The following is an 11,622-nucleotide window of genomic DNA, read 5'->3' on the forward strand; positions in this document are numbered from 1 at the left end:
CCCCCCACTCCCGGCCCTCCGCCAACCCCCGGCAAATCGCCCATATCTGTGACGCTTGTCTCCAACGGCTATGTCACACCCGGCCGAACCGATCTCCGGGCAACCGCATCACCAGCACAGATGCCGCCGTTGGGTGTCAAGCGGCTTTAACGATCTTTGCTGCCCTTAATTGGAGCATTCGGACAGCTCGTGCTTACGGTCGCTCCCGCTCGACACGTTCGCCTCGAACTCGCAGGCGGACAGCCGCGACCGAAGGAAAGAAAGAGCATGCTGTTCTCCGGCAAGGGCCGTCACCGTCGTACCGGCAAGGCCGCCCGTATCGCCACCGTCACCGGCGTCGCAGGCGCTGCGGTCGCCATCCCGCTGGTCTCCGCCACGGGCGCGCAGGCCGCCTCGGTGGACACCTGGGAGAAGGTCGCCCAGTGCGAGTCCTCGGGCAACTGGCAGGCCAACACCGGCAACGGCTACTACGGCGGCCTCCAGTTCAACAACTCCAGCTGGGCCGCGGCCGGCGGCACCAAGTACGCGCCGCGCGCCGACCTGGCCACCAAGGACCAGCAGATAGCCGTCGCCGAGAAGCTGCTGAAGATGCAGGGCCCGGGCGCCTGGTCCTGCGCCGGCGCGGGCGGTCTGACCTCGGGCGGCCCAGCGGCCGATGTGAACCCCGACGGCGGCGGCAACAAGGCGCAGCCGCAGCAGGAGTCGGCGCCCGAGAAGGGCCACGGCAACTACACCGTCAAGCCGGGCGACACCCTCGGCAAGATCGCCGACGCGCACGGCACCACCTGGAAGCAGCTCTACACGGACAACAAGTCCACCATCGGCGGCGACGCCGATCTGATCGTGCCGGGCCAGAAGCTCCAGGTCGGCTGAGGCCGCCGGGGTTTCCCCGCCGAGCTGCCGTGGCCCGCGCCTCTTCCCCCGAGGGCGCGGGCCACGGTTCTTTTCATCCCTGATCAGGGGCCGGTGTCCGCGGCTCAGGGCGCGCCCTGTGCCCGGCTGATGTTCTTCGCCAGCCCGGCCGCCGAGCGCAGCCCCGGCTCCTCGGCGAGGCGGTCCGCCTCGCTGCGCAGCTTGCCGAGCGAGGGCGCGGCGGGCAGCGGCTCGGCCGTCGGCTCCGCGGGCTGCGGCTCGGGGCCCGGCGAGGCGCTGCCCTCCCCTCGGCGCAGCGCGTCGGCGAAGTAGGCGGCGACCGCCGACAGCCGCAGATACGGGGAGACGTCCGCGCCCTTCCAGAGGCTGTCGGCGGTCAGCGCCGTGGTGGCGACCTCGTGCGACTTCTCGTGCGGCTTCCGGCTGTCGGGGTCCTGCCAGCGGACCGTCGCGGTGGCGGCCCTTCCCGTCGCGCCGTGCTTCAGCCGGACCGCGTACAGCGCGGTGACCGTGTGGCCGGGACCGACCTCGCCGCCGTCCACCGTGTCGTTACGGAAGTCCTCGTCGGCCACCTTGCGGTTCTCGTAGCCGAGCAGCCGGAAGTCGTCCACCGCGTCCCGGTCGAAGACGACCTGCGCCTTGGCGTCGCGGGCCCGCAGTTCGATGTTGCGGGGCAGCTGGTTGACGAAGACGTCGCGCGCCTCGCCGCGGGTGGAGATGTAGACGGTGCTGCCGTCGCCCTTGTTGGTGAGGCGCTCCATCAGGTCGTCGCCGTAGTCGCTGCCCACGCCGACGCCGAACAGCGAGATGCCCTGTTCCTTGCGGTGCCTGGCGACCTCGCCCAGGATCGCCTTCGCGTCGGTCTCGCCCGTGTTGGCGAGCGCGTCGGACATCAGGACGACCCGGTTGGTGGCCCCGGAGCGGCGGTGTTCGGCCGCCTGCTGATAGCCCTGCTTCATCCCGGCGCCGAGGTTGGTGCTCGACTGCGGCTCCAGCTTGGCCACGGCAGCGCGGAGCCTGCCGCGGCCGCCATCGTCCAGCCGGGTCATGGGCATGACGGTCGTGGCCTCACCGCTGAAGGTCACCAGCGAAACGGAGTCGCTGCCGCGCAGTTGGCCCGCCGCAGTGCGCAGTGCGTCCTTGACCAGGTCCAGCCGCCCCGGCTCGGCCATCGAGCCCGAGACGTCGAGTACGAAGGTGAGCGCGGCGGGGCGGCGCGGCGCGTCCGGGTCGGTCTTCCGGGTCGCCAGTCCGACCCGCATCAGCGACCAGCCGGCCGCGCCGGTGCGGGCGCCGTCCGCCGAGACGGAGAAGCCGTCGCCCTTCGGCCGCTGGTAGCCCTGCGGGAAGCTGTTGACGAACTCCTCGGTCCGCACCGTCTGCGGGGCCGGGCGGGCGCCGTCGCGGAGGGTGCGCTGGGCGTAGCTGTAGGACGCGGTGTCGACGTCCAGGGCGAACGTCGACTTGAAGTCCTTTGGTTCGGTGGGCTTGGTGGGGGCGACCTCGCCCGGTGCGGGGGCGCCCTCGGCGTGGCCGGGGGCGCCGGGTGCGCTGCCCTTCGCGGAGTCGGCCGTCTCCGCGTTCCCCGTGCTGCCGCCTGTGCATCCGGCAAGCACTGTTGCGGCCACCGCGATTGCGGCTGTCGCCGCCAGTCCCCGTTTCATTGCGTCCCCTCACACCGTTGTCGGGCTCCCGTTGCCTCGATGTGACGGGCCTCGTCCTGGCTGGGACCCCTGCGACTGGTCGCGATTTGATGACAACTTGGGACCTGTGTCCCTTGTGGACTGGGAAGGGGCTGCCCCTGCCTGTGCGTTGCAGACTGCGGGTGCGTTGTGGTCGCTCGCGCAGTTCCCCGCGCCCCTCAATTGCCACCCGCAAGCTTGGGCAGTCTGCTCCCCCAGACTTCGTCCGGGAGGTGCCCCCAGGGCGCAGGGTGGGCAAGCGCAGCCCCCATGCGGGGCACGCAGGATCGACGGACAAGCCCTACCGCTGGTACGCCCCCGGCGCCAGCTCTTCCAGGAGGGCCTGGGTCCTCGGGGGGAGGCCGCGCTCGGCGCCGTGGAGTTGGGCGGCGCGGTCCGCGACCCAGTTCACCGCCTCGTCGAGGGCGCCGGGCCGGCCGGTGGCATGGGCGGCCCGCAACAGGGCGTCCCAGAGCCGCTCGTCCGCCGAAGCGCTCCGCAGCGCGGCCCGCACGGCGTCCAGCGCGGCCTCGGGTTCCCCGAACCGGAGGCACTCCGCGGTGAGGGCCAGCCCGACCTCGGCGACGAGCAGCGGGTGCTGTGCCTCGACGACGTCGTGCGCCAGCCACCCGTACCGCCCCTCGGGCCGGTCGGCCAGCAGCGGGCCCCGGGCGAGCTCCAGCGCCTCGGTGAGCTTCTGGCGGCGCACCTGCGCCGCCAGCTTCGCGCCGCGCTCCCCCGTGCAGCCGTGGTGCAGGGTGCGCAGCACGTCCCAGTCGGAGACGACGGAGGGCCGCAGCACGAGCCGCCCGTCCCTGCCGGTGGACAGCCGGGGCGTACCGTCGGTCTCGATCCCGAGCCAGCCGCGCAGCCGTTCGATCAGCGCGTCCCGCACGTCGTCGGTGACGCCCTTGGGCCACAGCGCGGAGGCCAGTACGCGCGGGTGCACACCGTCCCGGTTGAGCAGCAGCAGCGCCAGCGCCTCGTGCAGCAGCGCGCTGCGCGACTGTTCGGGGGGCTCGATGCCGGTGACGTCGTAGTTGCCCATGATCCGCGCGTAGACGGCCGGTCGTCCGTCTTCGCTCAGATCGACACGGAAGCCGGGGCCGCGCCCGCCTTCGCCCCGTTCGCCGTCGCCGTCGGTGTCGGCGAACAGCTCGACCACCGCGGCACGCAGCGGGTCGGGCAGCAGCTGGGCCCGTACCTCCAGCCCCATCCGCGGCGCGGCCAGCGTCCCCTCGGCGTCGATGGTGAACTCCCATACGACGCTGGGCAGCCGCCCGCCGGAGACGCCGACGACGAAGCCGACGCGCGGGCCCTCGCTCTCGGTGACCAGCGCGGCCAGCCTGCGGGCCTCCTCCTTGTCGGGTTCGACGCCGATCAGCACCACCTGCGGTGCCGCCGCCTGCGGGGTCAGCGCGCCTTCCCGCTCCCGCAACAGCGCCGGGACATCCGCCAGATACCGCACCCGCTCGGGGGCGAGCGCGGTCAGTTCGGCACCGAAGCCCACCAGGGTCAGATCCATCCCACGGGACCAGCTTCCGGTGGCGAGTTCGGCGGCGATGGAGGCGAGGACGGCGGTACGCCGGTCCTCGTCCCCCGCCACCGAGACCAGTCCGGGCACCGACTCCAGGTTGAGCAGCAGCCGTGCCCCGCCACGCAGGCCGAGGCTGACCAGCGCCGGGTAGGGCGCGGGGCCGCTGGTGTCCACGTCGAAGCGGGTGAGGGACCGCTGGATGGTCCAGAAGCTGGGGCTCTGGCCGAACCGCCAGGGCGCGGGCGGCCGTTCGCCCTCCTCGGCGAGCTGCAGATGCAGGTCCTGCCCGGTCAGCCAGGCCGCGTAGACGACGGGGAGTTCCCGGCCCGCTTCGGCCAGGTCCTCGGCCAGCCCGCGCAGCGCACGGTCGAGGAAGCGTACGGCGGCCGGGTCGGCACCGACCAGCAGCGCGTCGCGGGCCTGCGCGGCCGGGTCCGACGGGGGCGTGAAGTCCTCGCCCGGCGAGCGCCGGGAGCCGCCGGTGACCGCCTGCCACAGCGCCGTCCGCCGTCGGCGGCCCAGCGCCGCCAGCACTCCTGCGGCCAGCAGCGGAGCGCCGAGCAGCGCTTCGGGCAGCCCGACGGGACCGAGTACGCCGCCGTCCTCCGCCTTCGCGGCGCGGTCGAGCTGGTTGGTGCGGTCGCCGTCCGGGGGCTCGGCGCGGTCGAGCCGGGAGGGGGTGCTGTCGCCGCCCTTGCCGCCGCCCTTCCCGCCGTCGCGGCTGTGGTCCGGTGCCGGGGTGGCCGGCTCGTCCTGCACGGGCGTGTGCGGCGTACCGCCCGGCCGGGTGTCCGGGGCGCCAGGGCGGATGTCGTCCGGCTGGGAGATGCCGGGGCCCGGCAGGCCGTCGTCGTCCTCCGCGTCGCCGAGGTCGTCGGTGCGTGTCGGCTGCTCGGCCGGCCGCTCGGGGACGGACTGCTCCTCGCGGTCGGGCGAGTGCTCGCCGGGCGGAACCTGAAGCTTCTCCTCCGTGTCGGGCCGTACATCGACGTCGGAGTCGCCGGAGTCGTCCGAGCTGCCGTCCTTGTTGTCCTGGCTGTCCTGGCCGCCGGGGCCCGGCCGGTCGCTGGGGCGGGTGTCGTCTTCCGGGGTTTCGGGGATCTCCTGGTCCGGCTGGGTGGGCGACAGGTCTTCGCTGCCGTCACCGCGGTCGTCCTCGTCCGGGACGCTGGGTGCGATTTCGGGGTTGTCGCCGTCCTCGGAGCTGTCGTGGGAGCCGTCCTCGGAGGAGTCCGTGTCGGGCTTGGAGGGGGCCTGGTCCGAGGAGCCCTTCCCGGGAGAGCCCGGGTCCGAAGAGTCGTGGTCCGAAGAGTCGTGGTCCGACGAGTCGTGGTCCGACGAGTCGTCGTTCGGCGTGGTGGGCTGGTCCTTCGCCGGGCGGTCCTCGTCCTGCTGGGAAGGGCGCTCCTGGTGGGAGGGGCGGTCCTGCTGTGGTGCGTTGCCGGGGGCCCGACCCTCCTGGTAGCGCTCGTACTGGGCACGCTCCCTGGCGTCCAGCTCCTCCGTGTCGTCCGGCATCTCGACCAGTTCGCCGCCGTGTGCGTCGGCGGGCATCTCCATGATCCAGCCGGGCCGGATGAGGCTCGCCTCGGACAGCCGGGAGCCGTCCGGCTGTACCCGGTCCTTGTTGAGGCGGTAGATCTCCTTGTAGCGGCGGCCGTCGTCCAGATGCCGCTGGGCGATCTCCCACAGGGAGTCGTGGTGCCGGCCTACCGGCGGCTGGATGCGGTAGAACTTCGTCTTCGCGGCCCGCGAGGTGTCGCCCTGCGCGGACGCCTGCTGCGGCGTATCGGCCTGCCCGCTGCCGCCGCCGGCCAGTACGACCGTGTCCGAGCCGCCCCCTCCCATCACATGCGCACCGGCACCGTCCACCTGCGCCGCCACCTCGCCCGACCGCTGCTGGCCGGGAAGGAGCTGGGCACTGGCCACCGTCTGCGCGCCCTGGTGCGGCTGTACGGAGTGGCCGAGCTGGGCCAGGCCAGGCGCGAAGCTCGCCGTGCTGGAGCCCAGCAGCAGGATGGCGGTGACCAGTTGCCGGGCCAGCAGCTGGCTGGGGCCCGCGCCCGGCACCCGCGCCGGCAGGCCCACGCCGGAGAGCGCGGCCTTCACCTCGACCAGCACACAGGCGGTGAACTGCGCCCAGGCGAGCCAGACGACGACCGTCAGTACGTTGATGAAGACGCCGACGCTGACTTCGTGGCGCAGCATGTCCAGCGACGGCATCCGGTGCGGCAGCGGCCAGCCGATGAAGTAGGCCAGCGCCAGCGGCACCCCGGCCACCAGTACGGCCAGCGCGACGAAGGCGCAGAACGCCTTGAGGACATCCCCGAACGTGCGCCGGGTGCGCACGGGCACGGGCGTGCGCGAGCGCGAGCGGGACCTGGACCCGCCGGGGGCCGGTGCCGGTGTCGAACTGCGGCGCGCCATGTCGTGTGCTCCCAGTGTGAGAAGTGCGGACGTGGATGAGGGGGCGGTGGGTCCTGGCCGGTCACCCGGTCACGGACTCCGCCGTCGCCGTGCCGTGGACGGTGATGGGTGCGCTGTAGAACAGCCCGGTGAGCACCGGACGGTAGGTGAGCCGGATCCGGACCCGCACCTGCTGGGCGCTCGCCGACACACAGCCGGAGGCTGCCACGTCGGCTCCGGAGAGGCCCGACTGGGTGGCGAACTGGTGGACGCGGGAGGGGCAGTTCTCGTAGTTGATGGGCGCGTTGCGGCCCTGGCTGGCGCGCAGCGCCTCCTCGTCGATGTCCTGCGCGGCGTAGCGGGCCGCCTGTTCGGCGATGTCCGCGGCACGCTCGCGCTTGGAGATGGACAGCCCGCCGTCCACCACGAAAGCGGCCAGCACCATGAACAGCAGCGCGAACATGATGACCGCCGCGGCGCCGGACCCGCTGTCGTCGCAGGCTTCCCGCCTGACCCGCAGCCAGTCGTCCGCCCCTGCGCTGAGGGCGCGTCTCCCCCGGCTCATCCGGTCCTCCGGTACGGGTCGATGGGCGAACTGGACCGGCCCGAGATGTCCTTGGCGATGTCCAGTCCCAGCATGCCCAGGCCGCGCACCCGGCAGCTCACCTCGACGGTGAACAGCCCGCCGGAGCGGTAGTCGCTGCCCGCGTCCCGTACGGTCACGTTCCCCGCGCAGGTGCCCTTGAGGGTGGCGTCGGCCGCCTGCTGTGCGGCCGACATCGCCGCGGCGTGGCTGCCGTGCTGGAGCGATCCGGCGCGCGCCGCGTCCCGTGCCGCGCTGTCCACCGCTCCGCGCCCGTCCACGAGTTGGCCGAACGCGACGAGGACGAGGATGAAGAGGATCATCACCGGCGCGAGGATGACGACCTCGATCGTGGACAGCCCCGCGTCGCCGCCCCGGCGAGAGGCCCACCAGTTGCCTGTCATCAGCCACCCCCATCCGGTACGAACCGCTCCACCGGGCCCCGGGAGATGGCGTACACGTCCATGTCGAGACCGGGGAAGACCGAGGGAACCCGGGCGCGGATCTCCACGCCCACGGTGTTGTTGTCGGGGCCGAGCAGCTTCACATCGGGGTTCAGGATCAGTTCGGGGCCGAGCTGTTCGATGTACTCCCCGGAGGTCTGCCGCGCCTTGGCGCGCCAGCCGCCCGGATCCGCGTCCGCCTCCTGCCGCGCCTTACGGGCGCCGGCCTGTGCTGCCGCCTGTGCCACGTGGTCGGCGAAGAAGTACAGCGCGAACTGCACCGTCGCGAAGATCAGGAAGAACAGCACCGGGGTGAGCAGCACGAACTCGATCGCGGTCATGCCGCTCTCGCCGCGCTGGGAGGCTGCCTCCCACCTGCGGCGTACCCATGCGACGAGCCGTCGCTCCGCTCTCACCCCTCTCACAGGCACTCGCCCTACTTGCAGGTGCCGTCCTCGTCGGCGCCGTCGATGCAGTCCTTCACCTTCGTCGCGCCGCTGCGCAGCGCGATGTTGATGATGGCGGCGACCACGCCGACGATCGCCACCACGACCGCGGAGATGATCACCCACTCGACGGCCGACGCGCCCCGGTCCAGCTCGCCGGAGCGGGCGCGCTGAATCCGGCCGCGCAGGAAGGTGACGAGAAAGGTGACGGCAGGATGACTGATCGAGCGAATGGGATTCGGCATCGTTCTCAGTCCTTTCTGGCTTCGGAGTGGGGGGCTCGGAGTGTGGTCAGATCTGGAAGACGCGCATGGCCGCCGGATAGATGAGGAAGACGAGGAAGCCCGCACAGAGCATCAACTGGGCCACCAGCATCGACTGGGACTTCTCGCCCGCGCTGCCCTCGATCTCGGACAGCTCCCGGTGCCGCATGGTCTCGGCGCGGGAGGAGAGCGAGGCGCGGACCTTGGCGCCGTCGTCGGCGACCAGCGCCAAGGATGCCGACAGATCCTTGAGTTCGTCGACCCCCAGCCGGATGCCGAGGTCCCCGAGAGCGGCCCACTGGCTCTGGCCGGTGATCCGCGCGTCGGCGAGGGTGTCGCGGATCCGGCGCAGCGCCCAGCCGTCGCTGACCTCGCTGGCCGCCTTCAGCGCCTCGGGCAGTCCGCGCCCGCCCGCCAGGTTCATGGCCACCAGGTCGAGATAGGCGCCCACCACCCGCCGCAGGTCGCGTCGCTTGGCGGCGGCGTCGCGGCGCACCTCCAGGTCCGGCAGCATGAAGAACAGCCCCGCGAAGAACAGCGCCAGCCACAGCGGGATCAGCGGGCTGCGGCCGAAGCCGATCAGCCAGCCGATCGAGAACAGGAACGGCCCGAAGAACAGCCCCGCTGCGCCCAGCAGCACCTTCGTGGCGAGGAAGTTCTCCCAGCGGCGCTCCAGCACCTCCAGGTCGGACCTGAGGCTGCGCAGTTCCCAGCCCTGCCGCAGATAGAACTCCGCGACACGGAGGCCGACCCGCGCCCGGAAAGCGGCGAACCGGCCGCTCTCCTCCGGGTTCACCCCGGTGCCCGGCTGGTGGGCGGCGGCGCGGGCGCGCAGCGCGTCGATCTCGGCGACGGAGGCGACGGCACCCCGCTTGCCGGGGACCAGGGCCCGTACGAGCAGGAACAGACCGAGCCCGGCCACGGCTCCGGTGAGTGCGGTGAGAGTGAAGGTGTTCATCGCTCCAGCGCCTCCGTTCCCCCGACGGCCCGCTCGCCCCGCGACGCCGCGGGCTCACCCCGTCCGGCCTGCTGCCCGCCCCGTTCCTCCGGCTGACCCGCGCGGGCCGCCGGAGCCTGCTGGTCGGCGTGGATCAGGAACCGCTCGGGGGTCTCGATCCGCGACAGCTTGCGCAGCCACCAGAAACCGCAGGCGAACATCGCGCACACACAGGCCAGTACGACCTGGCCGAGCGGGGTGCCGTAGGGCTTGACGAAGTCCCGGTTGAAGACGGCGAGGCCCAGCACGAAGGCGACGCTGACCCCGACGACGATCTGCACGCTGCGCCGGGTGGAGGCGCGCTGTGCCATCACCCGCTGCCGCATGTCCACTTCCTCACGGGCCGACTTGGCCAGCGCCCCAAGCACCTCGCGCAGACCCGGGCCGCGCAGCCGGGAGTTGAGGATGAGGGCCGCGACGACGATGTCGGCCGAGGGGTCGTCCAGCTCGTCCGCCAGGTGCTGCAGCGCGGTGGGCAGCGGCGTGCGGGCCCGCAGCCGGTCGATGAGCGCGTCCAGGTGCGGGCGCAGCGAGGGCGCGGCGGCGCGCGCCGAGGCGGGGATGGCCTGTTCCAGGCCGACCGCGCCCGCGATGGTGTCCCGCAGCGACTCCGTCCACGCGGCCAGCGCCTCCACCCGCTTCATCGCGGCCCGTTCCTCGGCGGCGCCGCCAAAGAGCCGGTCCCATACGAAGACGAGGATGCCGGTGGCGATCGCCGCGACCGGCCAGCGCGTCAGCAGCAGCACCAGCAGCCCGGCGCACACCGCGATGGAGCCGCGCCGGCTCATGAACCTGACCAGCTCCGCGACGCGCTTTCCCGCGTCCCGCTGCTCGTCCGGCGCCTTGGCCGGCAGCCCGCGCAGCGCGACGATCAGCAGCGCGATACCGCCGCCGACCGCGACGCCGCAGGCGAGCGCGTAGAGGGTGGGCAGGGAGAAGATGCCGCCCGTACCACCGTCGAGAGGCACGGTCTCACCCCCAGTTTCCGGTCGGCTGGTATCCGTGGACCGCCAGCTCCTGCGCGCAGGTGACCGGCGCGTGCGCCAGCAGCCGCCCGTCGGGTGCCTCGGCGAAGACCTCGCTGGAGAGCACCCGGCCGTCCACGCCGTTGATCTCCCGTACGGAGGTGACCGAACGGGACAGCCGCCCGCCGCTGGCGAAGGCGTTGCGGCGCTCGATGAAGACGACGAAGTTGATGGCCCCCGCGATCAGCATCTGGGTGGCCTCGATGGGCAGCCGCTCGTTCGCCTGCAGCGCGTAGGTGGAGATGCGGTTGAAGACCTCGCTGGAGCTGTTGGCGTGGATCGTGGACAGCGAGCCGTCGTTGCCCTGGGACATGGCGTTGAGCATGGTGACGATCTCGTCGCCGAGCACCTCACCGACGATCACCCGGGAGGGGTTCATGCGCAGTGAGCGGCGGACCAGTTCGGCCATGCTGATGGTGCCCTGGCCCTCGGAGTTGGGCAGCCGTTCCTCGAACGCGACCACGTTCGGGTGCAGTTCGGGGAACTGGTCCAGGCCCAGCTCCAGCGCGCGCTCGACGGTGATCAGCCGCTCGTGCGGCGGGATCTCGTTGGCGAGGGCGCGCAGCAGCGTCGTCTTGCCGGCGTTCGTCGCGCCCGCGATCATGATGTTCTTACGGGCCCGCACCGCCGCCGTCAGAAAGCTGCCCAGCTCCGGGGTGAGCGTCCCGTTTCCCATCAGGTCGGAGACGAAGACCTTGCCCATCCTGGCGCGCCGGATGGACAGCGCGGGGCGCCGCGTCACATCCATCACGGCCGACAGCCGGGAGCCGTCCGGCAGCCGCAGGTCCAGCTGCGGGTTGGCGGAGTCGAATGGGCGGGAGGACAGGCCGGAGTAGGCGCCGAGTATCTGGATCAGCTCGATCAGTTCCTCGTCCGACTCGGCGACCGGCTCACCCCGCACCTCGCGGCCGTCGGCGTAGCCGACGAACACCTGGTCGTAGCCGTTGACGTCGATGTTCTCGACCTCGGGGTCGTCCAGCAGCGGCTGGAGCCGCCCCACGCCGAACAGCGCGGCGTGCACGGCCGCCGCGTACGCCTCCTCGGACTGCGCGTCCGGCGGGGTGCGGCCCGAGGTGATCTCCGAGCGCGCGTACTCCTCCAGGATCTGCGCGATCACCGCACGCGCGAACTGCCGCTCGTCCTCGGTGGTCATCGGCGCCACACCGGACGCCTGGTCTATTCGCCGCTGCTCGGCGATCCGGTCCCCGGCCTCCTGCCGGAACCGCTTCACCAGCTGATGGTCGACCATGTTCCCGCTCACGAAGCAGCCCCCTCGTCCCGTGACCGCTCCCCGCTCCCGGGCAACGGAAGGGGCGGCGTGGGCGCGGGCGCTGCCGCCTTACGCCGCCCCCTGAACCCCCTGAGCC

The 11,622-nt window shown here is 72.4% G+C and carries 10 protein-coding genes; 1 reads left to right on the forward strand and 9 read right to left on the reverse strand.

The annotated features are described in order from the left end of the window. Window positions 1-267 precede the first annotated feature (267 nt). On the forward strand, window positions 268-873 hold the full coding sequence (locus tag ITI46_RS30145) for a LysM peptidoglycan-binding domain-containing protein (RefSeq protein WP_209243101.1): 606 nt from the start codon (window positions 268-270) through the stop codon (window positions 871-873). Between the two features lie 104 nt (window positions 874-977). Here ITI46_RS30145 and ITI46_RS30150 read toward each other — a convergent pair whose 3' ends face one another. The 9 genes from ITI46_RS30150 to ITI46_RS30190 form a co-directional block, all read right to left on the reverse strand. After that, window positions 978-2,537 (reverse strand): vWA domain-containing protein, encoded by a 1,560-nt coding sequence (locus ITI46_RS30150; protein WP_209243102.1) that lies wholly within the window; start codon window positions 2,535-2,537, stop codon window positions 978-980. Window positions 2,538-2,856: 319 nt separating this feature from the next. Then, entirely contained in the window at window positions 2,857-6,519 is a 3,663-nt protein-coding gene (locus ITI46_RS30155; protein WP_247746813.1) for a hypothetical protein, read from the reverse strand. A 61-nt stretch (window positions 6,520-6,580) separates the two neighbouring features. Continuing rightward, window positions 6,581-7,063 (reverse strand): pilus assembly protein TadG-related protein, encoded by a 483-nt coding sequence (locus tag ITI46_RS30160; protein WP_247746814.1) that lies wholly within the window; start codon window positions 7,061-7,063, stop codon window positions 6,581-6,583. Beyond that, window positions 7,060-7,485, reverse strand: coding sequence for a TadE/TadG family type IV pilus assembly protein (locus ITI46_RS30165; RefSeq protein ID WP_209243104.1), 426 nt, complete (start codon window positions 7,483-7,485; stop codon window positions 7,060-7,062). The genes ITI46_RS30160 and ITI46_RS30165 overlap by 4 nt, the downstream gene beginning before the upstream one ends. Next, window positions 7,485-7,865 carry a TadE family protein gene (locus ITI46_RS30170; RefSeq protein WP_247746815.1) on the reverse strand — a complete coding sequence of 127 codons (381 nt, stop codon included), beginning with the start codon at window positions 7,863-7,865 and terminating at the stop codon, window positions 7,485-7,487. Before ITI46_RS30170 ends, ITI46_RS30165 begins: the two co-directional genes overlap by 1 nt. 95 nt (window positions 7,866-7,960) lie before the next feature. Further along, on the reverse strand, window positions 7,961-8,215 hold the full coding sequence (locus ITI46_RS30175; protein WP_209243105.1) for a hypothetical protein: 255 nt from the start codon (window positions 8,213-8,215) through the stop codon (window positions 7,961-7,963). 46 nt (window positions 8,216-8,261) lie between these two features. Next, window positions 8,262-9,191, reverse strand: coding sequence for a type II secretion system F family protein (locus ITI46_RS30180; protein WP_209243106.1), 930 nt, complete (start codon window positions 9,189-9,191; stop codon window positions 8,262-8,264). Continuing rightward, window positions 9,188-10,198, reverse strand: coding sequence for a type II secretion system F family protein (locus ITI46_RS30185; RefSeq protein ID WP_307808383.1), 1,011 nt, complete (start codon window positions 10,196-10,198; stop codon window positions 9,188-9,190). Before ITI46_RS30185 ends, ITI46_RS30180 begins: the two co-directional genes overlap by 4 nt. A 4-nt stretch (window positions 10,199-10,202) precedes the next feature. After that, a complete protein-coding gene (locus tag ITI46_RS30190; RefSeq protein ID WP_209243109.1) occupies window positions 10,203-11,504 on the reverse strand; it encodes a TadA family conjugal transfer-associated ATPase in 1,302 nt (433 codons plus the stop codon). Between the last annotated feature and the right edge of the window lie 118 nt (window positions 11,505-11,622).

Source organism: Streptomyces oryzae (genome assembly GCF_017676365.1).
GTDB classification, from domain to species: Bacteria; Actinomycetota; Actinomycetes; order Streptomycetales; family Streptomycetaceae; genus Streptomyces; species Streptomyces oryzae.

Coding starts and splice junctions, on each gene's coding strand:
- ITI46_RS30165 (WP_209243104.1), bottom strand. CDS start 7,485: ATGACAGGCAACTGGTGGGCCTCTCGCCGGGGCGGCGACGCGGGGCTG.
- ITI46_RS30180 (WP_209243106.1), bottom strand. CDS start 9,191: ATGAACACCTTCACTCTCACCGCACTCACCGGAGCCGTGGCCGGGCTC.
- ITI46_RS30145 (WP_209243101.1), top strand. CDS start 268: ATGCTGTTCTCCGGCAAGGGCCGTCACCGTCGTACCGGCAAGGCCGCC.
- ITI46_RS30155 (WP_247746813.1), bottom strand. CDS start 6,519: ATGGCGCGCCGCAGTTCGACACCGGCACCGGCCCCCGGCGGGTCCAGG.
- ITI46_RS30170 (WP_247746815.1), bottom strand. CDS start 7,865: ATGACCGCGATCGAGTTCGTGCTGCTCACCCCGGTGCTGTTCTTCCTG.
- ITI46_RS30175 (WP_209243105.1), bottom strand. CDS start 8,215: ATGCCGAATCCCATTCGCTCGATCAGTCATCCTGCCGTCACCTTTCTC.
- ITI46_RS30190 (WP_209243109.1), bottom strand. CDS start 11,504: ATGGTCGACCATCAGCTGGTGAAGCGGTTCCGGCAGGAGGCCGGGGAC.
- ITI46_RS30150 (WP_209243102.1), bottom strand. CDS start 2,537: ATGAAACGGGGACTGGCGGCGACAGCCGCAATCGCGGTGGCCGCAACA.
- ITI46_RS30160 (WP_247746814.1), bottom strand. CDS start 7,063: ATGAGCCGGGGGAGACGCGCCCTCAGCGCAGGGGCGGACGACTGGCTG.